The organism is Bombilactobacillus apium (assembly GCF_013385145.1).
Lineage (GTDB): Bacteria > Bacillota > Bacilli > Lactobacillales > Lactobacillaceae > Bombilactobacillus > Bombilactobacillus apium.
Window position 1 is genome coordinate 82,052 of the sequence record NZ_JABZEC010000006.1, and the last position, 21,585, is coordinate 103,636.

Below are 21,585 nucleotides of genomic sequence, written 5' to 3' on the forward strand. Positions count from 1 at the left end.
AACATGAAATATTGACGGTTTTCTCAGAAGTTGTTATAGTGATCCCAGTTCGAGGTTAAAGAGATGCGTGAAAAAGAATTACGTCAGAGTTTAGCGGTTTTAACCGTTAGTTCAACCATGAAATTAACAGGCTTATCGGCGCGCCAATTACGTTATTACGAATCTTTTGAGTTAGTTAAACCCCAACGAAGTACAGGTAATCAACGTCTATATTCTTTAAATGATATTAATCGTTTATTAGAAATAAAAGATTACTTGGATTCGGGAATGACTATGAAAGAGGTTCGGCGTGTTTTGGGAGCCTCAATTAAGCCAGAAGTTACAGCGACCACTACTTCGGCGATCACGGATACTCAAGCTCGAAAGATTTTTCAAGAAGATATGTTGCGGGCGGGTCAATGGTTAGATAATCAAGGCCCGAATAGTTTAGGTTAATAAGGAGCGGACTTTTTAATGGCTAGAAAACAGTATACGGCGGATGAAATTCGAAGTATGGCTCAAGCAGAACAAGTTGCATTTTTGCGGTTGATGTTTACAGATATTAATGGAATTATTAAAAATGTCGAAGTACCAATCGATCAATTGGATAAAGTTCTAGCTAATAAAGCGACTCTAGATGGTTCTTCAATCGATGGCTTTGTACGAATTGAAGAAAGTGATATGCTTCTCTATCCTGATCTTAGTACTTGGTTAATCTTTCCTTGGAATTCGGAGCATGGCAAGGTTGCTCGCCTAATCTGTAACATTCACATGGCCGATGGCACTGAGTTTGTAGGTGATCCCCGGAATAACTTAATCCGAGTGATTAAAAAGATGCAAGCCGCCGGTTTTTCTAGTTTTAATATTGGGCCGGAACCAGAATTTTTCTTATTTAAATTAGATGAGAAAGGTGAGCCAACCTTAAATCTAAACGATAATGGTGGTTATTTTGACTTCGAGCCGGTTGATTTAGGAGAGAATTGCCGCCGCGATATCGTTTTAGAGTTAGAGAAGATGGGCTTCGAGGTTGAGGCTAGTCACCATGAAGTTGCTCCAGGGCAACATGAAATCGACTTTAAATATGCTGACGCACTTGAGGCCGCTGACGATATTCAAACCTTTAAATTAGTTGTTCGAACAATTGCCCGCAAGCATGGCTTGCATGCTACCTTTATGCCAAAACCACTTGAAGGAATTAATGGTTCCGGAATGCATATTAACATGTCTCTCTTTCAAAAAGGGCAAAATGTCTTCTATGATCCAGAGACTAAGAATCAGCTTTCCCAAACAGCAATGTATTTCCTTAACGGTTTAATGGAGCATGCACGGGCTTTGACCGCCATTAATAATCCAACTGTAAATTCTTATAAACGTTTAGTGCCTGGATATGAAGCTCCAGTTTACGTTGCCTGGTCGGGAAAGAATCGCTCACCGTTAATTCGGGTGCCAATGTCGAGAAAACAAGGAACTCGTCTAGAGATGCGGAGTGTTGACCCGACGGCTAATCCTTATTTAACAATTGCAGCAATTTTAGATTGTGGCTTGCAAGGGATTAAAGAACAAAAGGATCCTGTGGCTCCAGTTAACCGGAATATTTATACCATGACCGAAGAAGAGCGAGCAGCTAATCAAATCGATGATCTGCCTTCAACCTTACACAATGCGGTTAAGGCGTTGAAACGCGACCCGATTGTGATTGCTTCTTTAGGAGACCATATTTATAAGAGCTTTGTCGATTCAAGAGAGCTCGAATGGTCAGCTTATTGTCAGACGGTTTCTAGTTGGGAACGGAAGCAATACCTGAAACGCTTCTAAAATAGTGTTGACAAGTAACTAAGGATTTATCTATAATGTTACTTGTTTGTCGCAGTGGCTCAGCTGGATAGAGCAACGGTCTTCTAAACCGTAGGTCGTGAGTTCGAATCTCACCTGCGACATAAAAGCGTAATTCAACCGCAAGCTAACCTTAGCCTTGCGGTTTTTTAATACTTTAAAAAGCTTGATAGACCGGGCAGAAGACCAGTATTAAAGCCTTCGAGATTTGTGTGCACAATTGGTGCACATTTTAAAAAATATTAATTTGCGTGCACATTATGTGCACAATTTAGTGGCTAAAAAAGGCTGGCAAATCAACGATAAAGGGTATAAAAAAGGACACTCCAAATTTGAAGTGCACTTTAAATTTCACCAATAGCTTTTAGAGCATTGTTTTTATCTTCGATACGCTTATCTTGAAGCAGATGAATATAAACTCTTAATGTAATACTAGTATCAGAATGACCCAATCGTTCGGCAATGTAATCAACGTCGACGCCTTTAGAAATCAGAATTGAAGCATGGGTATGACGCAACCCATGGAAAGTAATAATGTTTTGAGAATGAACTTCAGGGCTTTTTAAAGCAGCTACCAAAACTTTGTTAGCGCCATTGTCAGAGACAATATTCAGAGACAATATAATGACGGTTATTGAGAAAAATTAATTGATTGGTATTCTTAAATCCTTGCTTAAAAAAGAGTTTACGCTGAATTTGTTTCAATTCCTTTAGTAACTCACAGGTTTTAGTGTCTATATCAATGGATCTAACGGAACTCTTTGTTTTAGTTGGTTTAAAACCTACGCGAGTAATATAATCATAAGTTTTATTGATGTTTACAGTTTTATTATTAAAATCAATATCAGGCCAAGTAAGTCCCACTATTTCGCCATAGCGACACCCTGTGGCAAGTGCAAAGAGAATGATACTGCTTTTAAGGAGCGTCTTTCATAAGCGTACTGTTTGAGTCGTGAAGCCTCGTCTAATTCTAAAAACTTTAAATTATCTGCTTTGGGTTCTGAACCACTAATCAAAATATTATGAGTAAAATCACGATAGATTAATTGTTCCTCAATGGCTTCATGAACAATCGTGCTTACATATCCGTTTACTCTTCGTACACTAGCTTTTGAACGATTAACAGAATACTGATCTATAAATTGCTGATAATTAGCTTTAGTAATATCTTTAAGAAGAGTATTACCAAAGTATTCGTAAATCTTTTTTCCGAAAGCAAGGTATCTTAATTCTGTATTACGCGAATATTTTCCAAGTTTATAAACTTGAATCCAGTTACTAAAATAATCAGCAAATGTAATTATTTCACGTTTTTCTACATTTGTAGCTTTTTTTCTTAATTCAATTTCTCGGGCTGCATCCGTTGCATCAGATTTTCGTTTGAATCCAGATTTATCAATAAAAGACACACGACATCCCCACGTTTTTCCACGTTTATAGATTTGGGCCATAGTTAGACCTCCCTTAGCGTAACTAATTTTCTAAAATTGATTTTAAACCATCAGTTAACACTTGACTGAAGTTGATATTTTGCTCTTTGCCCAATTCGTTTAAATAATTAGGGATTGTCAAAGTTTTCTTGATAGCCTTTTGATCATGCTTTCTTCGATACGTATCTATATTTACATCGATTAACGTAGCGGTTCCTTCATCTATATGTGGCAAAGCAGTATTTGATTCAGGAATGGATTCATGGTTATCTTCGCGATCTAAGATTGTTAAGCCAATATAGTCACGAGCCATCTCCATAGCATTAGCAATAGAAGTTCCTTGGGTAAATCCATTTAAGTCAGGAATTTGGACGAAGTACGGGACCTTATCTTGAGAATCTTTAGTAATAATAATTGGATAAACTACGTTCATAATTTTGCCTCCTAATTTGACAACAATGAAACAGACCTTATTTCAGGTCATGTTTCTTAATAATTGCTTTAGCAAGTCGTTCATTAATATCTGGGTGACGGGGAATTGTCTCTTTAGTCTTTCCATTACTCCAGATATCATGATTACCGCCATGACGGTATAAGTATCAACCTTTTTGCTTTAACAATTTTAGAAGAACGTTTCGTTTCATTGTTGCTCCTTTCTTAATTACAATACTTATTATACACGTGTTATTGATACGTGTAAAGTATGAACTTAAATAAAAAATAGCCTCAGAACTGGCTATCACCTGTACCGATCCCCAAAAATCTAACTTCTGGAGGTCACTACAGGGCATTCTATCAAATATAAATTATCTATTTTGAATAACTTGTGAGGCTTTCTTATTTTCGACCATTTTTTTCTTGCAATATATAATTCGTCTTGTTGAATTTTAAATGTGTTGTTAAGGGATCGGGTTAGATCAAATTTGCTAATTTTTGCGTTATTATAATAGTTTCAATAAGGAGTAAAATTAGTTTTAAAACATTAATTAAGATTCAATTAAAGTTAATGTTTTGTTCTTTATTCCTTGGTTTTATGACTCGAGAGGTCAAGAAAATACCATTTTGACTGCTGCTAAATATGATAATTTAATATTTTCTTTAAGGGAAAAAGTTGGTTTCTTTTACGAAGAGCTTCATGATAGAATTAACTATAAAATCTTAATGGGGCTAAAATATGATGAGCGTAAAAAAATCTAAATTTGGCAAAGTATTTATCATGAGTTTAATCGGGTTAGTGATGATGACTGGCTGTCAGGGGAAGCAAACACACAGTACAGCTAGCAAAAAATCGTCGACTGAAGAAGTAATGGTCAGCAATGTCCAGCTAAAAGAAGCTTTTTTAAAACAAATGGATGATTATGGCCATTTGATGGATAAGTATGCCGACAGTATTTCCCAACAGAAAAACTTGATGGCCCAACCGGCAGCCAAGATTGATCGGGATACTGCAGCGTTGGATCGGAGAATTCGTAATAATTCTTTAAATCATACGACTACTAGTCATTTACTCCAATTTACAGGCGACTTAAGACAATTTGCTCAATTACTATCGCAAAATAAAGCCAGTGCTAAAAAAGTTGCCCAACGCTTGAATCAGGAAATTTCTCAGTTAGAAACTGAATTGAAAGTCAGTGCTGATGAATTACCAGCATCAGTGAATAGATCAACCCAGAAACTGGATCAGATCCAACAGACCCAGGCAAAAAAGTGATCGAGAATAATTAGACGCAGAAAATTATCGATATGAAAAGTAAATTTTCTGATTATCAATAATTAAGTCAACGACTATTTTGCTGATTAAACTAAAAAAAATGAATAATAAACTTTTGACAGAAAAGATAATAAAAATTGGTGAAAGTCCAATTGAGAAGGAAAGTATTAGGCTTCACTAACAAGTTCTAGATTAAAAACAGAGGGTATGATTGATGACCAAAAATACGATTTTATTTGGAAAATATTTAAAGCGAATCCGTGAAAGTCAAAACTTGACTTTAGAAGATGTAATGAAAAATATCGGCTTAGCTAACGATTATCACTGGCAAATGAGTGATTTAGAGGCTATTGAACTGGGTCAGATGGATCTGGCAAATTTAAAAATAATGTCTCTAATTGCCCAAGGATGGCAAATTGAATATTCCCAACTATTAAAGGAATTCAATCACTTTACTTATCATATTGCAGTTTCAAAGTTTGATTAATTTAATTAATTGATGAAAGAAGCTGAAGACTAGCTTAAATCTCTATTTAGATATGGGCTAGTTTTTTTGCGGTTTTGTCTTGGTGAAAAATCGGAAATTGTGATTTCAATATTTACTTTTAATATGGTATTATTCTCGTTGTGGTTTAAAAAGACCCTGAAAATTACCAGTTAAACGAAGTTAGAAGTACTTTTAGAGTAGGAGAAATCGGTATCATGAAGAAGTTGTCCCAGTATCTGTTTCGACAGATTAATTATTTATATTTATTTTTTATGCTTTTTGCAGTTTATGGCGCCATTCGTGCTAGTAATTTTGATCTTTATCGAATTAGCCCGAAGTTTATTTTTACCGTCTTTTTGTTGTTAGTGATTGTTTTCGTTATTTTGGCACATCCTTTTTTGCGACAGAAAGCAGTTGTTTTTCTACAAAAGGGAAGTCAGTTTTTTCGGCAACATTTGGTTGGAATAACGCGGTGGATTTTTGGAATTATTGTTCTCTTACAGATCTTTGTTTTAGCCAATGTAACCTCGTCCATTAACTGGGATCCAAGCTATGTAATTCACGGAGTATTAGACATTCGTTCCATGGATACTTATCTTTCAATTAATCCCAATAACTCCTTGTTTTTCTTTGTTATCTACGTTTACAATAAAATTGTTTCGACCTTTATTCCAGCCTTAAACGGCCACTGGTTTAGTTTTCAGTTATTAAACATTTTTATTATGGATCTTTCCGGTTTTGTCTTGTTTAAAGCAACTAAGAATTTATTAAACCGCAAAGTGGCTTATTTAACACTATATTTCTATATGTTTTTATTCTTATTGTCCCCTTGGATCATGGTGCCCTACACAGACGAGATTAGTTTCTTATTGGTGAGTATCGTCTTATATTTATATTCTATTTTGAATTTCCAAGCTCCCAAAGCTTATTGGAGCTTAATGGTTTTGATTGGCATCTTAACCGGAATCATTTATTTGTTCAAACCATCAGCAATCGTCTACTTGATCGCCTGGTTCTTAATTAATTTACTTCAAAGCTGGCGAGGGAAAAAGTTTCTAATTCGCAAATTAGTTATTTTGGGAGTTTTATTAGTTAGTTTTGCGCTTCCGAATGTCGCTTTTCAACAGTTTATGAGAATCCAAACTTTGGTGACAATTGATTCCAGACAGGCGCTGCCTTGGACTCATTTTGTCATGATGGGCATTACCGGTAATGGTGGTTTTAATCATCCCGACTTAGAGGTAGATAAGGCGATTGCCGACCCCACTTTGCGGAAAGAGTCAAACATTCATATTATTAAGCAGCGTCTAAACGATTATAAAATAGCTGGTTATGCTAAATTTTTAATTCAAAAGTATTTCAATAATACCGATCGGGGAGATTTCGGTTGGGGTACTGATGGTAATGGACAGGTACCTAAACATAAGGCCCATAATCGGATCCAGTCAGCTTTGCGAGATACTTACTACCAGCAGGGACGAAAGACTAATATTATGCGTTTTTATATGCAGGTTATTTGGTTAGTTTTACTAACCGGAATGGCCTTAACCTTTAAGGTCCAAGGAAAATCATATTTATTAATTGGGATGAAATTAACAATGATTGGTGGGCTGATTTATTTACTCTTATTTGAAGGTGGCCGCTCACGTTATTTGATTCAATATTTACCGTTTATGCTGATACTATCTTCGGTGGGAATTAGTAATTGGTGGACTAATTATCGTCAACAAAAGTTGAAAGCTTAAGATCTAAATAAAAATATATTTATAGAAAAGTACGCTATTTGCTAAGTCCGAATAAATACCTTCTACGAAACAGAAAATTTATTCAAGATGTCATAAGCCGAATGAGATTTGATTCTCATTTGGCTTATTTTTGGTCATTTTTCTATTTATCCATTAGGGCACTTTGGATACCTTTTGAATTAGTTTGGTAGCCGTCGGAGATTATGAAAAATTTCACTTCTCTAGTTTGGTCATTTACCTGAGCTTTTACCTCGGCAAGCGTTCAAATAAACCCGCTTGGGAGCCTAAATCTAACCGCAGTTGGTAGTTGCTGGGATGTGTATGTAAATTTTTATCCATCTATTATTATTTCCCGCATTATTAATTATTTCCATTTTATTATAGTATAAGTGCTTTTTTAAAATATTAGATTTTAAAATAGCTTTTGAAAGCGAATTCAACTACAATTAAGATAGTTAATACAAATTGAATGGGGAAAGAAGTTGTGTATTATGAAAAAATGGCAGATTTGGAGCCTAGCAATGGGAGTGCTCTTGGGGATAAGCGCAGGGGTAAGTTCTGCGCAGGCAGAATCTTTAACCTCTACAGAACACGTAGGACGTTATCATCTAACAACAGTGGATGGTTGGTCTAATGACTTACAATCAATTATTTGGAATGCTCAGGGACAATATTATGATCTTTACTTTTTACATTCAGCTGATGGAGCTAGAAATCCCTTTGGACCACAGGGACAAAATTGGAATCATACAACAACCAAAGATTTTGTTAAATTTACTCCTCAAAATAACGCTTTGAAAGCTTTTGGGCCCCAAAAAAGCACTAGTTGGAAAAGTGCTTGGACAGGAACAGTAATCGCTAATCAAGGTCAAATTAAGGGAGTTCCCCAAGGAGCCTTAGTTTCTTATTTTAGTGGATTATCTCAAAAGGATGGTTCACAAAATATTTGGGCGGCTTGGTCTGATGACCAAGGTAAGACTTTTACGCATCCACTTAATAATGGAGCACCAGTTTTAGATCATTCTTGGACTTGGGCCTCTCCCAATCACAGTGACGAACGTGATCCCGGGGTTTTTTACTGGAACAAGAAGTTAATTATGTACGTTGCTGAAGGTTCTCAGTTAGGTGTTTATCAGTCGCAAGATGGCCTGAAATGGTCGAAGGCTGAAGCCGGAACAACTTCTAAAATTGGTCCGGCGGACTTTATGCGAGGTTTAGATTCTCGCGATAGCGCTCCGGTGGAATGTCCGACTTTAAAAACTTTGACTTTACCCAATGGTCAAAGTAAACAAGTACTCTTCTATGGCGGGAAAGCGCCTCATAATGGACAAACAACGGGTACTTATTACGTTGTCGGTCACTTAAACGATGCTGGAATCTTTCAACCAGAAACCGATGCCAAACGTTTAGATCAAGGTTCCGATTATTATGGCGCCAACTTTAGTGGTAATTCAGATTTGAAACAAGCCGATTCTGAGATTATTTCGATGGGATGGGTTGGCAATTGGAATTATATTTCGAATGGAGTGCATAGTGATCCTGCCGGTCAATCTCCTTATGCTCAACGGTTAGGTTCTTACAGCTTGGCCCGTAAACTGCAATTACAAAGCGATTTAACTTTAAAGCAGACCCCAATTTATCCAATTCCTAAAAAACAAACAGAAACCAAAGCCACGGTGGAAGAACCGGTTAATGATCGCACCGGTCAGAAGAAATACAGTATTGGCCAAGATACCAATGGTAAAATTTGGAATTTATTTGATAAACCGAACTTGGGCATAAATAAATTCTATAACCTAAAGTTTAAAAATACCCAAGCTAATTATCAGGGACGAATTTATCTGCATATCTGGCAAGGCTCTGATTATGTAAAATTTAACTATGATCCTAGCAATGGGGCTTATCTTGTAAACGGCGAATCTGGTGAATTAAAGAACGGTTTTAATGGTCAAGGAGGAGCTGATTATTACGCCAATGGCGAATTAGGTCAAGGAAGAGGCTACTTCAATAATTCTGGAGTTAGCCAGCAAAGTGAAATTCAACTGCAAGTCTTTACTGACCAAAACTCAATTGAAATTTTCTTTCCTAATGGTCAAAGTTATACTGTAGCTCGTTTTGGTAGTGCAGCTCAACAAGATTTTAAGATTTATACTGAAGATCCAACAGGTGCCAACCAAGTTTTAATTAGCCAAGCCGATTTAGGTTAAATAACAATTAGAAAGATCAAAAAACTGATTATCGTTAATCAACGATAATCAGTTTTCTTATAGAAATCAAAGAGTTATCAGAATTCTGATTATTAAAAAAAGAAGAAATTGTTTATCCTGAAAGCTAGTTTAACAGCAAAGGATAATAATTATGCAAGCTTTAGTTCAGACTAGCAATGATGGAAGATTAAGTTCAATTCAACTTGTAAATTTACCCCAGCAAGCATTAGCGCCACTGACGGTTGAAGTCCAAGTCACAACGGTACCCTTATTACCTTATGATTTACGACAAGTTCAAGGCGAATTACCAGGGAAAACTCCGCGGGTTTTGGGCTACGGAGCTGTAGGAAAAGTGACCAAAGTGGGACAATTTCGTAATTCTGGATTATTACAGCAAGGAGTTTTAGTGCTCAATCCTCGAGGGACTTGGCAAGAGAGCTTATCGACCACAATTCCGCCTTTTTTGATGATTATTCCGGAAGGAATCTCTGATCAGTAAGCCGCGACAATCGTTGGTGGATTAGATACGGCTTACTTATTATTCAAGAAGATAATTCGTTCTAATTATCGGCAGATTATAATTTTTGGAGCAGATTCGGTGATCGGCTTAAGCATCCTGCAATTATTAAAGTCCAAGCCAATAATCAAGATTTGGTCTCAAGTTCGTTCAACAGCCCAAACTTATTTTCACAGTCGTCGTCAAGAGTACGATTTACCAGCCTATCAGCAATTGTTACCAAGAGGCTTAGAAGCGGCTTCAACACTCGTCATTGACTTAGCTGGTAGGGTTGAAAATTTAGTGCCTCTTATTCAGCAAAGATTACCGGTTTGGAGTTTAATTTTATCCCAGACGGTGGGAATCCAATTTATTAGTGGCCCCATTTGGCCAGCTGATTATCGACACTTATTATATTTAATGCAGACTGGACAAATCCACTTACCTATTGCTCGGCAATTTCCGTTGAATGATTTTTTAGCTGCTTTTAAATATCAACAGCAAGCTCCCCACCGGGGGCGACACTTGCTGCCCTTTCCTAGAGTATAGTGTATTTGAAAAATAATTTTGAGGGAGGAAGAAATCTGGAAAATTATGCGGCCACGATTCGCCAAAGAATTGGGAATTTAATTAGAGGCAAGCGGCGAAAGATTCAGTTGTCTCAAGCCCAGTTAGCTCAAGATATTTGTTCACAGGCTTTAATTAGTAGTCTAGAGAAAGGGGAATACTTACCAAATACGGCTGTTTTAATTCAACTTTGTCAGCGGTTGCAGGTCTCTTTAGATCAAAATTTTTTGAATACTAAACTACCCTTTCAAGAGGCTGCTTTGGCCAGTAAAGTTTTTACTCTTTGTAAGGAGCGACGTTATCGAGAAATGTTACAGTTTTTGGATCGGCCAGCAACGATGATTAGTTTAACGGCTGCTAGTGACTTTCAAATTTATTACTATTATTACGCTTGTGCTACTTATCAAGCAATTCATAATTTAGCTACTAGTCAACGTTACTTAAAGATGGCTCTTTCCTACACCAAATTAACTTCGCAGGCAATTCCGCAAACAGAGATTGAGATTTTAATTGTCAATGCCTTAGCGACAATTAAAGCGCAATTGGAGGAGTCCAAACGGTCACAAGTTCTATTTAAAAAATCACAAACTGGCTTAGAAAAGCTTGCGGATCCAGCAGAAAACTTGAATGTCATTAATTATTACTACGGAATATTTTTAATGAATTTAGGAGACTTTTTAGCTGCCCAAAGAACTTTAATTACTGGTTTTGATCAGGTAGTACGAGGGGAGTCCTATTTTATGCTGGCTGATTATGCTTTATCATTGGTGGATTGCTATCAGCACTTAGGAAGACTTGACCAAGCTGCTCAATATCAGCAGCGTTATGAAGTTTTTCATAATCTTTAATAAGATCTTAGTTGCGGGGAATTAGCGCTTGAACTTCACGTTCTGATTGGCAAGGATTAACGCCCCAACAAATTAAGAAAATACAGCGAACTTAGAAGAAAGTCCAAGCAGCACAGCGCAAAACAAAAACGATTCAACCGCAACTTTAGCAGTCGAATCGTAGAAGCCAAGGATTTTAGTTGCATAAAGAACTAGGATTCTTGGTTTTTGTTGAAAAATTTAAGTTTTAGCCTAAGAAGTGGCGTAGTTGAGCTTGCCGGTCAATTAAAGCGGTAATCGCCACACTAGCGCCATCCTTAATCTGAACAATCTGTTGGGTCAGTTGATGATGCAATTCTTGCTCCTTGGTTTGGGGACCCAAATCAAAGCCTAAAATTTGTTGGAGAGTTAAGATATCCGTTTTTACTTCATTCCAAGCCGGATTAGTGGCCGCTAAAATTGCTAGACTATCAAGATTGACGTAAGCGGCTAATTCGGTAAAGTCAGCTTTTAAGTGCGGATAATGGCGCACGAAAACGCCCAGTTCAAGAGCGGATAGGGAAGCTAAAGCTCGTCCAAAACCAATAAATTCTGGGGGAACGCCAATTGCATAAAAAGAACCGGTAAAGTTAATTGCCCGTGGCAAAGCTTGACCATCAACTTCCCGAGAATAACCTAAAACGCCCACGTGTTGGCGCCGGTCTCGTCGTTTAGGAAAGGCTTGGAAAATAGCCTGCATATCGGGAATTAATTGATCTAAAGTTTGTCGATAAAATTGAGCTGATTTTTCTGCAATAGCAATCAGGGTTTCTTGATCGTCGGCTTCGATAACTAATGGTTGAGCTGCCGGTAATTGTTCTTTTAGTTGTTTAATCGCCGTTTGGACTTCAGCTAAAGGATAATCGTAGCGAAAAGCACTTTGGGCGGTAACCGTTCGGACGCCAGAAAATTCTTGTACAAAACGGTCAATTCTCCGAGGGGAAAGGCCACCTCTAAAAATTGCTGAACCCATCCCCGTAATTGGATAAACGGGGATGTTTTCTTGCTGAGAAAATTCATATAGACGCGCAATGGCTAGTTTATTACCGGTGATCGAATTCATAAAGCCAGAAGAAAGGGCAGAATCGGAACTAGCTAGGAAAATCCGTAAATAGGGTGGACGAAAACCAAAGTAGTCCAAGTGCATTTGCAGGTATTTGTCTAAGATTTTCGAAGCATTGAGTTGGGTATCAAAATTTTCGAAAAGCGGAATCATTTCCAGATAGGGATTATTTTTTCGTTGGGCAGTAAAGACTTGCTGCTTAAAGGTTGCTAATTGTTCAAAACGTTCTTGCATTGTAAAGATTTGTTCGGCTCGTTGAGCCATCGGTAAAATGGCTTCAAATAAAGGACGTTTTTGAAAATTTAAATCTTGAGCAAAGTCTTCCGCAGACAAGAAGGTCGTCATAGCTTGCATTAAACTGTAGCCTTTTTCTTCCCAAATGTTCGGAAAGCGGAAGGTAATAAATTTATCTATTCCCAATTGATGTTCTTTAAAATAATCGTACTTCGTAGAAAAGAGACGATCGATCACTGCTGCGTCGGCATGTTTTCCTTCCCAATCCCACATGTATTCATCAACGTCGAGCGTCGAAAAATTTTCAAAAGCTTCCGTTGTTTCGTTATAAGCTGAGATGAAAGGGTTTTGATTTAGATCCCAAAAAGCCGCCTGAGCATTGTCGGGATGTTGTGTTCCCATGGTAACTGGTATTTTACGCATTAGTTTCGTTCTCCTTTAAACTATACTACGATTAGTCAAACTAAATTAGTTTTATCTTAGCACGTTTAAGAAGAGATTAAAAACCAGTTTTTTAAAGAAAATTAGTTAAATATAAATCTAATCTTGTATCAATCTTTTTAAAGTAGTAAACCAATTGTTGAAATGTGGTTGACTATCTTTTATAATATTGCTGATCTTGCAGAGAAGTTTTAAAATCAAAAGGAGCAAAGAGATGCAGCAAAATTTAACTTTGAAAAAAATGATAATTACCGCCTTAATGGTCGCGATCTTAGTGATTTTAGGACTCTTTCCGGGAATTCCCTTGGGAATTATTCCCGTTCCTATTGTTCTTCAAAATATGGGTGTCTTGTTGGCCGCGACCTTGTTAGGTGCCCGTTGGGGGACGACCGCCGTGGGTTTATTTCTAATTTTAGTTGCTAGTGGCTTACCATTTTTATCTGGAGGTCATGGGGGAATTGCGGTTTTCGTTGGTCCGACGGGGGGCTATTTAATTGGCTGGCTGCTAGCACCCTTAGCTATCGGTTACGGCAATCAACTGGGGCGAAGCCAACAAACTTGGTGGAAAGAATTAATTGTCGTTCTAGTGGCGGGGGTTGCTGTGATCGATTTTTGTGGTTCTTTGGGACTTTCTTGGCAAGCCCGAATTCCTTTGACAAGTGCCCTCTGGTCCAACTTAATCTTTATACCGGGAGATATCATCAAAACGCTAGTGGCGGTCTTTTTAGCTCGCCGTTTACGAAAAATTAAACGCTTTGTTTAGGAGGTTGAAAGCTTGCAAGTAGGTACAACAAAGCAGCAAGTCTTATGGCAATTATTAGCTCAACAACAAGAGTGGGTTTCCGGAGATGATCTAGGTCAAGCCCTCGGACTTAGTCGAGCTAGTATTTGGAAAGCAATTACGGCTCTAAGAAATCAAGGGCACCGAATTGCTAGTCGTAAAAGTCAAGGCTATCAATATCAGGGAATTGACCGTCTCGATCAAGACGTGGTCGATTTTGATACCCAACATCAATTTCAAAATCGGCTCCAAATCTTTGATCAAGTAACTTCAACTCAGAGTTTGGCCAAAGAATTTTTAAGCACCCATCAAGTCCTGCAGCCGACAATTTTTGCAGCCGAAGAACAGAGTCAGGCTTATGGCCGTCGGGGACGGGCTTTCTATGCTCCGGCCAAAACAGGACTTTATTGTAGTTTAATTTTACCTAATCCGACGAATGATTGGCCCTCAGCCGGACTTTTAACCACCAGTATTGCTGTGTTAATTGCCCGAGTGTTGGAAGAATTTTTTCCCCAAGAAAAAATTAAACTTAAGTGGGTTAATGACTTGTATGTCGGGCAGCGGAAAGTGGGGGGGATTTTAACGGAAGCGGTTTTAGACTTGGAATCCTCATCAACCGCTGCTTTTGTGATTGGCTTCGGTCTTAATTTAACAACCGCCAATTTCCCGCAAGATTTGATGACAAAGGTGCGCGGAATTGATCCCAGTGGCAAAATTGATCGGAATCTTTTGTTAGCTCATTTGATTGAAGTTTTGATCAACAATTATTTACGATTAGCTGATGCCCAACTTTTAGATGAATATCGCCAACGTTCCTTATTATTAAATAAGGAAGTTAGTTTACAGTTGGGAAGTCAAATGGCTTCCGGGGTTGTGCAAGGAATTGACGATCAGGGGGGATTGATCATTAAAAATAAGGCGGGACAAGTTCGAACTTTTACCAGTGGTGAAGTAACTAAAGTTCATTGGCAGTAGGGGGGCAAACTAATATTTATTCAAAAAGTAACTGTTGCGCAAAAGGTTGGAAAAGACAGGGAATAGGAACTAAGCTCTGGCAAAAGGCCCTCCGAATTGCCCAGACCAAGGGAAAATCAATTATTTGGTTGGGAGTTTGGGAGCATAATTTAGCAGCGCAAAGGTTTTACGCTCAATTGGGACTTCAAAGGGTCGATCAACATACTTTTCAATTGGGTAGCGATCTTCAGACCGATCTGATTTTAGAGAAAAAAATAAATTAAGAAACTCAAGCTAGCGGAGGGAAGATAATTTAAATTTCCAATCCAGATGGCGTCTTTCTAAATTAAAATGGGTTAAAAGAGTTAGATTTCAGGTATCTTCTTTTCTATAGAAGTGTGACACCATGCTGCTCGTAAAGATCCCTTAAATTAGTAGATTAGTTTTTTAAACTTTACAATAAAAATAGACGAAGAGAAGAATTTTCTCAGCGCCTATTTTTTAATAACTTATTCAAATTTATTCCAAAACTTTGAAAAGTTAATCCCAACGATTAGCTCGTGAGGGGAGAATCATCAAAATGAAGAACCAAATAGTCCCAATAATTGGAATTAATTCCATTAAGACCCAGCCACCAGAATGGTCACTGTCATGAAGCCGGCGAAATTTCAAAGATAAGGTTCCCAGCCAGACGATGAAGGTCACCACTTGAGAACCGAAGTTAACACTCCAGTCAGTCCAATTGTAAATATCGGTAATTGGATGACCAGCACTATGTTCGATCAAGGCAATAATAAAGGCCCCTAAAAGATAGTTAATAATAATCGGCCACCAGTATTGTCGTCTACGAGCTGTTCCCGAAAAGTTTAAGATATTATGCCAAAATTCTTGATAGCTTTGAACCATGCGCTCACGTCCTTTGTGAAGTAATCTACCTTATAAATAAGTATAGGCTAAAAGAAAATTGTTATCTAAATTAATGCTCAAAAAACAATTTTTTGGTTTTAAAAAGCTGTATTAATTCAAAATAATCCATAGTAATTTTTTGAAATTGAAAAATATTAGAGGAATTATTAAACCTTTCAGGTGATAGAAGAAATAAAAAAATTTCGGTTTGAAAAATCTAAGAAAAGAAAAAGTTATTCTTACAGAAATCCAGAATCTGTTTTTCAGTAATTGTAATTTTTTCGTAAATTGGGAAATGTGAGTTTGATTATATAATATGTAATTAATTTTTTGAAAAAGTTAGAGTTAATTGGAGTTATTTTATAAATAATTCCAAGTTTAGCAAAAGTTTGCTGGTCTAAATTATAATTACAAAATTAAAAAATGATACCCACCTTAGAGAAACAATATTTTAGCAAATATGCATAAAAATTGAAGAGTCCATGAAAGTTAAAATTTATCTTAAATAATCTAATAAGATGAGTTGTCATTTTTAAGAGCAGGTGCTACAATGTAAAATGTTTGAAAACGTTTGAAGGAGAGAGATGCAATGAAGTCATATATTCAACGGATGGGTCGATCGTTACAGTTACCTGTTTCGGTTTTACCTGCCGCTGCCCTCTTACAGGGTATTGGACACTACTTACCTCAGAATTGGCCTGCCGCTACCTTTTTACAAGGAGCTGGGAATGCCATTTTGGGACAACTAGCACTTTTGTTCGCTGTCGGTTTAGCTTTGGGGATGTCGGAAGATAACAACGGCGCTGCTGCTTTAGCCGGAGTTGTGGCTTACTTTGTTCCAATTACAGTTTGTGGACCGGATGTGGTTTCTCAAATTCAGAATATTAGTAAGAGTTCTTTGAATCCAGCTTATCAGGCGATTGAAGGGAACGTCTTTATTGGGATCATTGCCGGCTTGATTGCTGCCGCAATGTACAATCGTTTCCATAATACTAAATTGCCGATGGCCTTATCGTTCTTTAGTGGACGACGTTTAGCCCCAATTATGGCCGCTTTTGTAATGGCTTTATTAAGTGTTGTTTTATACTTTGTGTGGCCGTTTTTCTATGATGCTTTAGTTTCCTTCGGGAAGTTCATGGTTGGCTTAGGTGCTATTGGTGCCGGATTATTCGGTTTCTTCAACCGGTTACTGATTCCAACCGGCCTGCACCAAGCTCTGAATTCTGTTTTCTGGTTTAACATTGCGGGAATCGACGATATTCATCAATTCTGGTCTAGCAAAGGAACAACCGGGGTTACCGGTATGTACTTAGCTGGTTTCTTCCCAATTATGATGTTTGGTTTACCGGCTGGAGCTTACGCTATGTACCGGAATGCTTTTCCAGAACGGAAAAAAGATGCTGGATCAATGTTGTTTGCCAGCAGTTTTGCCGCTATTTTTACCGGAGTTACTGAACCTTTAGAGTTTTCCTTTATGTTTACTGCATGGCCTTTATATTTAGTCCATGCCGTCTTAACTGGCTGCTCATTAGCTTTAGCAGCTTCTATGCATTGGATTGCCGGTTTTACTTTCTCAGCCGGGTTGGTTGACTATACCTTGAGTTTTAGAATGCCTAAGGCTCATGAACCTTGGATGCTGTTAGTTCAAGGAATCCTCTTTGCGATTATCTACTATATTTTATTTGATTTCTGTATTAAGAAATTTAACTTAGCTACTCCTGGTCGCGAACCATTAGAAGAAAATGGTGACGAAGGTGAAGCCAGTCAAGTTCAAGTTTCCGATGACGATGATAAATATATGGTTTCCGCTAAGATTATCTACGCTGGTTTAGGTGGAGCTGACAATATTACCGCAATCGATAATTGTACAACTCGTTTACGTTTACAATTAGTTGATACTGATAAGGTTAACCAAGCAACAATTCGCCAAGCTAAAATTGCCGGAATCAACGTTCTCGATAAGACTAATATTCAAGTTATTGTTGGAACGGAAGTTCAATTCGTGGCTGATGCTTTGAAACAATTGTTTGAAGCTAAGGCTCCAATTGAAACAGGAACAACGGCTGCTAAAGCTGAAGCTCCTGCTGCAGAAGAAAAGAGCGAATTCAGTGGTCAAAGCGTAACTTTGAATGCTGGTTTAAATGGGGAATTAATTAACCTTGATCAAGTTGACGATCCAACTTTTGCACAAAAGATGATTGGTGATGGTTTTGCGATCAATCCAAGTGATGGTCAGATTGTAGCTCCAGTTGATGCTGAGATTACTACTGTCTTCCCAACTAAACATGCTCTTGGTTTGAAGACCAGCAATGGCTTAGAAGTTTTAATTCATATGGGAATTGATACCGTTGAATTAAATGGTGCTGGCTTTGATGTTCAAGTAGCTCAAGGTGACCAAGTGAAAGCTGGTCAACCATTGGCTCAAATGGATCTTAAGGCGATTGAAACTGCGGGTAAGAAGACGACCGTGATGGTGATTATTACTAACATGATCGAAGTTTCTTACCTGCGAGTTCAAACTGGCGCAACAGTTACCGCAACTGAAGCAGTTGCTGAAGCTACGCATAAGTAAATCAATCTTTTAAAAAGACACTTCGTAACTAAGAAGTTTTTTTTTTTGCTTTGATCAGGAAGCAAATTATTTTATTTCTGAAATTTAAAACTCTACTATAAGGGTAGAATAACTTAAGGAGGAAATAAGATGGGTAACTTGAAAGATCAAATTAAAGGTAAAGCTGAAGAAGGTTGGGGCAAAGCCACCGGTGATAGTTCCAAAGAACTGAAAGGAAAAGCGGAACAATTTGCTGGGAAGGTTAAAGAAAAGTTTACTGATGCTAAAGACAATGTTGCCGAGAAAGTTAATCAGAAGATTGACAAAAAGAAATCAAAGTAATTAAAATCCTCCTAACGGAGGATTTTTTCTTTCGATTTCTTAGAGGAGGATTTCATGGCAACTTTAGTTATTGTGGCGCACCCTGATTTGGATGCCTCACAGAGTCAACAATTTTTACAACAAGCTGGCCAGATCGAAGGAGTCACTTGGCATCATTTGGATGCGATTACTAATTTGAATGTTGCTCAAGAAAGACAACTTCTTCGACAACACCAACGGATAATTTTACAGTTTCCGCTCTATTGGTATGCGGCACCAGCAAGTTTGAAGTCTTGGCAAGACCAAGTTCTAACAAATAATTTTTTAAGTTCTCTGCATGATAAAGAACTAGCTTTGGTCGTGACAACTGGTTTACCGCAAAGTGCCTTTCGGATGGGGGGAGCGGCCCATTTTTCTTTAGATCAGTTTCTACTTCCTTATAGGGCCTGGGGGTTACAGGCCCAGATGAAATTTCTGCCAACGTTTGCGATTTATCAGTTTGCTTATTATGATGAAATCGCGCAATTACAGTTATTGTCAGATTATCGACGGTATTTAACCCAGACCGCGCCAGATTCTTTATTAAATCGTAGTTACTGGTTTTTAAACCAACTCCCCAAAACAAATCAGGATGATGGGCAATTAATCCTTGCTGAGTATCTGGAACAACGAACTCAAGAGTTAGAGGGACTCCAAGATACGTTACGATTAATCAAGATGAATGAAGAGGAAGCTAATGTCTAGTTCAGAAATTATTGATCAGTTGGAAGAGCGGATTAAGGTTGAACCTGATTTCACCCAGCGAGCTTTTTATCAGGGCTTAATTACGCTTTTACGCCAACAAGATCAGCGAATAGAACAATTACAAGGGGAAATTGACGGTCGTTTGTGGAGTCATGATAATTGGTAACGGTAATTGTTGGCAAAAGATTGACGAGGACTGTTTTTTTTTGTACAATTAAACAGTTGTAATTGTCAACCACAGCTGCAACCGCACATAACTAGGTTTAAGCTTTCGAGCGCCTAGTGTGGCGAGTCTAAGAATGGAGGTGTACAAATGTACGCAATTATTAAAACGGGCGGAAAACAATACAAAGTTGAAGAAAATAAAGCAATTTTTATTGAAAAATTAGACGCTCAAGAAGGTCAAGAAGTTGTTTTTGATCAAGTATTGTTAGTTGGTAGTCGTTCGATCACTTTAGGTAACCCAACGATTGATGGTGCCAAAGTTACTGGTAAGGTTGAAAAGCAAGGTCGGGAAAAGAAAGTTGTTACTTTCAAATATAAACCGAAGAAGCATTCTCATACCAAAAAGGGTCATCGTCAGCCTTATACTAAAGTTGTTATTAAGAAGATCGAAGTTTAATTTCAATTATGATTACCGCTGTGTTTCAGCGTAATCAGCAAGATCAGATAACGGATTTTTTAATTACTGGTCATGCTGATTCTGGTCCTTACGGTCAAGATATCGTTTGTGCAGCCGTCTCAATTACCAGTTTGGGTACCATTAACTGCCTGCAAGCAATTGCCCAGACTTCCCCTCAGGTAATACAAAATGAGACTGAAGGTGGTTATCTTCAATGTCACTTGGATTACCAAGTTTTGACAAATCATGATCACTTAATTGCCGCCCAAACTTTAATGTTGGCTTGTTACCAGAACTTATTTGCTTTAACAACTGATTATGCTGATTTTATTCAAGTTCAATTAAAAAATTCCTAATTGTTAGGAGGTCAATTTTATGTTAAAAATGAATTTACAGTTTTTTGCTCACCATAAGGGGGGCGGATCAACTGCTAACGGACGCGATTCTGCTGGTCGTCGTTTAGGTGCTAAGCGTGCTGATGGTCAACATATTAACGCTGGTTCGATCATCTACCGGCAACGGGGAACTAAGATTCATCCAGGTGCTAATGTTGGTCGCGGCAATGATGACACTTTGTTTGCCCTAAAGTCAGGCGTTGTGAAGTTTGAACGTTTGGGTCGTGATCGTAAGCAAGTTTCAGTCGTTACAGAAAATTAAAAAAAGCCGCGGTTGCGGCTTTTTTTGTTTTTGTTAGCTTGATTTCTCGGGGAACAAATTGATATAGTATAGGCAATAAACCATGGGATTATTGGCAGTTTTTACGTTAATTGGAAAAGCTGCTAAACCAAAGGAGGCTGGATAATGGCTGACAGTAAGTATATTGTTATTGATCATGAAAGTAGTAATGACCTAGGTAATGTTAGTATTGCCCCGGAAGTTCTAGAAGTCGTTTTGGGAATTGCTGCATCGCAAGTCGCAGGAGTCGATCAGATGCACGGGACATTAACCAATAATCTAAACTCCCTACTTGGACGTTCTACGCGTGGTAAAGGGGTTGTGGTTTCCTATAGTGCGGATCAAAGTCAATTAGTAGCTGATGTTTATGTTTATTTAAAGTATGGTAGTTCAGTTCCCAAAGTTGCTTTAGACTTACAAAAGACATTGAAGCAACAACTACAATTAATGACTAATATGGAAATGATGGCCGTTAATATTCATGTTGTCGGTTTATTAGCTTCGAAAGAAAATAATATTGCTTCTGCGCAATAACGAGAAAGTGGAATTAAAGTGACTCTAACTAGACACAATATACGAGAGATGGCCTTTCAAAGCTTGTTTTTACTCAGTTCAACTGAGACTGACCCCGAAACGGCCCTCCAACAAGTTTTAGAGCAATGGCAGCAAACCCAAGCACCAGATTATCTCCGTTTTTTAGTAAATTCAATTTGGGAAGATAAGACGAGTTTAGACCAGCAACTCAAGCCTTGTTTAAAAACAGGCTGGTCGTTAGAAAGATTGAGTCGAGCTGACTTAAATCTTTTACGTTTGGGATTGTTTGAAATTACCAAGAGTCCAGCAATTCCGGATAAAGTAGCGATTAATGAAACTTTAGAATTGGTTAATCAGTATAGTGATCAAGATTCCAAGAAGTTTATTAATGCGATTTTGTCGAATTTTGTACCAGAATCTCAGCCGGAATAGTTTAGC

General features: G+C 37.8%; 27 protein-coding genes, 1 tRNA gene and 1 other annotated feature. Of the genes, 22 read left to right on the forward strand and 6 right to left on the reverse strand.

The genetic code is table 11. The features are described 5' to 3' along the window. Nucleotides 1–63 precede the first annotated feature (63 nt). The 3 genes from HU830_RS07150 (at nt 64) to HU830_RS07160 (ending at nt 1,916) form a co-directional block, all read left to right on the forward strand. Complete coding sequence (locus tag HU830_RS07150) at nt 64–435, forward strand: MerR family transcriptional regulator (RefSeq protein WP_176943084.1); 372 nt, start codon at nt 64–66, stop codon at nt 433–435. Nucleotides 436–453: 18 nt separating this feature from the next. Then, nucleotides 454–1,794 (forward strand): type I glutamate--ammonia ligase, encoded by a 1,341-nt coding sequence (gene glnA / locus HU830_RS07155; RefSeq protein ID WP_176943085.1) that lies wholly within the window; start codon nt 454–456, stop codon nt 1,792–1,794. A gap of 48 nt (nt 1,795–1,842) precedes the next feature. Continuing rightward, nucleotides 1,843–1,916 (forward strand) — tRNA-Arg (locus HU830_RS07160). Between the two features lie 240 nt (nt 1,917–2,156). On the opposite strand, the gene HU830_RS09060 is transcribed toward HU830_RS07160, so the two are convergent. From HU830_RS09060 to HU830_RS07180, 4 genes are read right to left on the reverse strand one after another with little or no spacing between them, the layout of a single operon-like run. Next, on the reverse strand, nt 2,157–2,432 hold the full coding sequence (locus HU830_RS09060) for a tyrosine-type recombinase/integrase (RefSeq protein WP_194946746.1): 276 nt from the start codon (nt 2,430–2,432) through the stop codon (nt 2,157–2,159). After that, on the reverse strand, nt 2,410–2,676 hold the full coding sequence (locus tag HU830_RS09220; RefSeq protein ID WP_407647497.1) for a site-specific integrase: 267 nt from the start codon (nt 2,674–2,676) through the stop codon (nt 2,410–2,412). Before HU830_RS09220 ends, HU830_RS09060 begins: the two co-directional genes overlap by 23 nt. Continuing rightward, nucleotides 2,676–3,263 (reverse strand): tyrosine-type recombinase/integrase, encoded by a 588-nt coding sequence (locus HU830_RS07175; protein WP_176943086.1) that lies wholly within the window; start codon nt 3,261–3,263, stop codon nt 2,676–2,678. Before HU830_RS07175 ends, HU830_RS09220 begins: the two co-directional genes overlap by 1 nt. A 22-nt stretch (nt 3,264–3,285) precedes the next feature. Beyond that, nucleotides 3,286–3,675, reverse strand: a complete 390-nt coding sequence (locus HU830_RS07180) for a type II toxin-antitoxin system HicB family antitoxin (RefSeq protein ID WP_176943087.1) — start codon at nt 3,673–3,675, stop codon at nt 3,286–3,288. 741 nt (nt 3,676–4,416) lie between these two features. On the opposite strand from HU830_RS07180, the gene HU830_RS07185 reads away from it, so the two are divergent. The 7 genes from HU830_RS07185 to HU830_RS07215 all read left to right on the forward strand — a co-directional run bounded on the left by HU830_RS07185 (nt 4,417) and on the right by HU830_RS07215 (nt 11,303). Next, complete coding sequence (locus HU830_RS07185) at nt 4,417–4,953, forward strand: hypothetical protein (RefSeq protein WP_176943088.1); 537 nt, start codon at nt 4,417–4,419, stop codon at nt 4,951–4,953. A gap of 214 nt (nt 4,954–5,167) precedes the next feature. After that, on the forward strand, nt 5,168–5,440 hold the full coding sequence (locus HU830_RS07190; protein ID WP_176943089.1) for a helix-turn-helix domain-containing protein: 273 nt from the start codon (nt 5,168–5,170) through the stop codon (nt 5,438–5,440). 215 nt (nt 5,441–5,655) lie between these two features. Continuing rightward, the gene (locus HU830_RS07195; protein WP_176943090.1) at nt 5,656–7,185 is read left to right on the forward strand and encodes a glycosyltransferase family protein; all 1,530 of its coding nucleotides are present in this window, start codon (nt 5,656–5,658) and stop codon (nt 7,183–7,185) included. 491 nt (nt 7,186–7,676) lie between these two features. Further along, the gene (locus HU830_RS07200) at nt 7,677–9,392 is read left to right on the forward strand and encodes a GH32 C-terminal domain-containing protein (RefSeq protein ID WP_176943091.1); all 1,716 of its coding nucleotides are present in this window, start codon (nt 7,677–7,679) and stop codon (nt 9,390–9,392) included. A gap of 151 nt (nt 9,393–9,543) precedes the next feature. After that, complete coding sequence (locus HU830_RS07205; RefSeq protein ID WP_176943092.1) at nt 9,544–9,891, forward strand: MDR/zinc-dependent alcohol dehydrogenase-like family protein; 348 nt, start codon at nt 9,544–9,546, stop codon at nt 9,889–9,891. A 99-nt stretch (nt 9,892–9,990) separates the two neighbouring features. Further along, entirely contained in the window at nt 9,991–10,437 is a 447-nt protein-coding gene (locus HU830_RS07210; RefSeq protein ID WP_176943093.1) for a hypothetical protein, read from the forward strand. 5 nt (nt 10,438–10,442) lie between these two features. Beyond that, entirely contained in the window at nt 10,443–11,303 is an 861-nt protein-coding gene (locus tag HU830_RS07215) for a helix-turn-helix domain-containing protein (protein WP_176943094.1), read from the forward strand. A gap of 226 nt (nt 11,304–11,529) precedes the next feature. On the opposite strand, the gene ppcA is transcribed toward HU830_RS07215, so the two are convergent. Continuing rightward, nucleotides 11,530–13,041, reverse strand: a complete 1,512-nt coding sequence (gene ppcA, locus HU830_RS07220) for a phosphoenolpyruvate carboxylase (protein WP_176943095.1) — start codon at nt 13,039–13,041, stop codon at nt 11,530–11,532. A gap of 232 nt (nt 13,042–13,273) precedes the next feature. Between ppcA and HU830_RS07225 the strand changes: the two genes are divergently transcribed. From HU830_RS07225 to HU830_RS07235, 3 genes are read left to right on the forward strand one after another with little or no spacing between them, the layout of a single operon-like run. After that, the gene (locus tag HU830_RS07225) at nt 13,274–13,822 is read left to right on the forward strand and encodes a biotin transporter BioY (protein ID WP_176943096.1); all 549 of its coding nucleotides are present in this window, start codon (nt 13,274–13,276) and stop codon (nt 13,820–13,822) included. Between the two features lie 12 nt (nt 13,823–13,834). Then, nucleotides 13,835–14,815: a biotin--[acetyl-CoA-carboxylase] ligase gene (locus tag HU830_RS07230; RefSeq protein ID WP_176943097.1), complete on the forward strand. Its 981-nt coding sequence runs from the start codon at nt 13,835–13,837 to the stop codon at nt 14,813–14,815. After that, on the forward strand, nt 14,806–15,078 hold the full coding sequence (locus HU830_RS07235) for a GNAT family N-acetyltransferase (RefSeq protein ID WP_176943098.1): 273 nt from the start codon (nt 14,806–14,808) through the stop codon (nt 15,076–15,078). Before HU830_RS07230 ends, HU830_RS07235 begins: the two co-directional genes overlap by 10 nt. Before the next feature lie 256 nt (nt 15,079–15,334). On the opposite strand, the gene HU830_RS07240 is transcribed toward HU830_RS07235, so the two are convergent. Then, nucleotides 15,335–15,700, reverse strand: a complete 366-nt coding sequence (locus HU830_RS07240) for a DUF805 domain-containing protein (RefSeq protein WP_176943099.1) — start codon at nt 15,698–15,700, stop codon at nt 15,335–15,337. Between the two features lie 589 nt (nt 15,701–16,289). On the opposite strand from HU830_RS07240, the gene nagE reads away from it, so the two are divergent. From nagE to nusB, 9 genes are all read left to right on the forward strand, one after another. Further along, nucleotides 16,290–18,272 (forward strand): N-acetylglucosamine-specific PTS transporter subunit IIBC, encoded by a 1,983-nt coding sequence (gene nagE / locus HU830_RS07245; RefSeq protein ID WP_176943100.1) that lies wholly within the window; start codon nt 16,290–16,292, stop codon nt 18,270–18,272. A 129-nt stretch (nt 18,273–18,401) separates the two neighbouring features. Beyond that, nucleotides 18,402–18,593: a CsbD family protein gene (locus tag HU830_RS07250; protein WP_176943101.1), complete on the forward strand. Its 192-nt coding sequence runs from the start codon at nt 18,402–18,404 to the stop codon at nt 18,591–18,593. A 54-nt stretch (nt 18,594–18,647) separates the two neighbouring features. Further along, the gene (locus HU830_RS07255; protein WP_176943102.1) at nt 18,648–19,316 is read left to right on the forward strand and encodes an NAD(P)H-dependent oxidoreductase; all 669 of its coding nucleotides are present in this window, start codon (nt 18,648–18,650) and stop codon (nt 19,314–19,316) included. Then, on the forward strand, nt 19,309–19,482 hold the full coding sequence (locus HU830_RS07260) for a hypothetical protein (RefSeq protein WP_176943103.1): 174 nt from the start codon (nt 19,309–19,311) through the stop codon (nt 19,480–19,482). The genes HU830_RS07255 and HU830_RS07260 overlap by 8 nt, the downstream gene beginning before the upstream one ends. Nucleotides 19,483–19,551: 69 nt before the next feature. After that, nucleotides 19,552–19,621 (forward strand) — a sequence feature (ribosomal protein L21 leader region). An 8-nt stretch (nt 19,622–19,629) separates the two neighbouring features. Next, on the forward strand, nt 19,630–19,938 hold the full coding sequence (rplU, locus tag HU830_RS07265) for a 50S ribosomal protein L21 (RefSeq protein WP_176943104.1): 309 nt from the start codon (nt 19,630–19,632) through the stop codon (nt 19,936–19,938). Between the two features lie 8 nt (nt 19,939–19,946). Beyond that, nucleotides 19,947–20,294, forward strand: a complete 348-nt coding sequence (locus HU830_RS07270) for a ribosomal-processing cysteine protease Prp (RefSeq protein ID WP_176943105.1) — start codon at nt 19,947–19,949, stop codon at nt 20,292–20,294. Between the two features lie 19 nt (nt 20,295–20,313). Then, entirely contained in the window at nt 20,314–20,595 is a 282-nt protein-coding gene (rpmA, locus tag HU830_RS07275; protein WP_176943106.1) for a 50S ribosomal protein L27, read from the forward strand. Between the two features lie 144 nt (nt 20,596–20,739). Then, a complete protein-coding gene (locus HU830_RS07280; RefSeq protein WP_176943107.1) occupies nt 20,740–21,147 on the forward strand; it encodes an Asp23/Gls24 family envelope stress response protein in 408 nt (135 codons plus the stop codon). An 18-nt stretch (nt 21,148–21,165) separates the two neighbouring features. Then, nucleotides 21,166–21,579 (forward strand): transcription antitermination factor NusB, encoded by a 414-nt coding sequence (nusB, locus tag HU830_RS07285; protein ID WP_324196343.1) that lies wholly within the window; start codon nt 21,166–21,168, stop codon nt 21,577–21,579. Nucleotides 21,580–21,585: the final 6 nt, after the last annotated feature.

Bases quoted from the DNA above. Each gene is read 5' to 3' on its own strand.
- HU830_RS07225 (WP_176943096.1), top strand. From the start codon at position 13,274: ATGCAGCAAAATTTAACTTTGAAAAAAATGATAATTACCGCCTTAATG.
- HU830_RS07200 (WP_176943091.1), top strand. From the start codon at position 7,677: ATGAAAAAATGGCAGATTTGGAGCCTAGCAATGGGAGTGCTCTTGGGG.
- ppcA (WP_176943095.1), bottom strand. From the start codon at position 13,041: ATGCGTAAAATACCAGTTACCATGGGAACACAACATCCCGACAATGCT.
- HU830_RS07280 (WP_176943107.1), top strand. From the start codon at position 20,740: ATGGCTGACAGTAAGTATATTGTTATTGATCATGAAAGTAGTAATGAC.
- HU830_RS07185 (WP_176943088.1), top strand. From the start codon at position 4,417: ATGATGAGCGTAAAAAAATCTAAATTTGGCAAAGTATTTATCATGAGT.
- HU830_RS07175 (WP_176943086.1), bottom strand. From the start codon at position 3,263: ATGGCCCAAATCTATAAACGTGGAAAAACGTGGGGATGTCGTGTGTCT.
- HU830_RS07180 (WP_176943087.1), bottom strand. From the start codon at position 3,675: ATGAACGTAGTTTATCCAATTATTATTACTAAAGATTCTCAAGATAAG.
- rplU (WP_176943104.1), top strand. From the start codon at position 19,630: ATGTACGCAATTATTAAAACGGGCGGAAAACAATACAAAGTTGAAGAA.
- rpmA (WP_176943106.1), top strand. From the start codon at position 20,314: ATGTTAAAAATGAATTTACAGTTTTTTGCTCACCATAAGGGGGGCGGA.
- HU830_RS07205 (WP_176943092.1), top strand. From the start codon at position 9,544: ATGCAAGCTTTAGTTCAGACTAGCAATGATGGAAGATTAAGTTCAATT.
- HU830_RS07240 (WP_176943099.1), bottom strand. From the start codon at position 15,700: ATGGTTCAAAGCTATCAAGAATTTTGGCATAATATCTTAAACTTTTCG.
- HU830_RS07260 (WP_176943103.1), top strand. From the start codon at position 19,309: ATGTCTAGTTCAGAAATTATTGATCAGTTGGAAGAGCGGATTAAGGTT.
- glnA (WP_176943085.1), top strand. From the start codon at position 454: ATGGCTAGAAAACAGTATACGGCGGATGAAATTCGAAGTATGGCTCAA.
- HU830_RS07150 (WP_176943084.1), top strand. From the start codon at position 64: ATGCGTGAAAAAGAATTACGTCAGAGTTTAGCGGTTTTAACCGTTAGT.
- HU830_RS07250 (WP_176943101.1), top strand. From the start codon at position 18,402: ATGGGTAACTTGAAAGATCAAATTAAAGGTAAAGCTGAAGAAGGTTGG.
- HU830_RS07190 (WP_176943089.1), top strand. From the start codon at position 5,168: ATGACCAAAAATACGATTTTATTTGGAAAATATTTAAAGCGAATCCGT.
- HU830_RS07270 (WP_176943105.1), top strand. From the start codon at position 19,947: ATGATTACCGCTGTGTTTCAGCGTAATCAGCAAGATCAGATAACGGAT.
- HU830_RS07195 (WP_176943090.1), top strand. From the start codon at position 5,656: ATGAAGAAGTTGTCCCAGTATCTGTTTCGACAGATTAATTATTTATAT.
- nagE (WP_176943100.1), top strand. From the start codon at position 16,290: ATGAAGTCATATATTCAACGGATGGGTCGATCGTTACAGTTACCTGTT.
- HU830_RS07255 (WP_176943102.1), top strand. From the start codon at position 18,648: ATGGCAACTTTAGTTATTGTGGCGCACCCTGATTTGGATGCCTCACAG.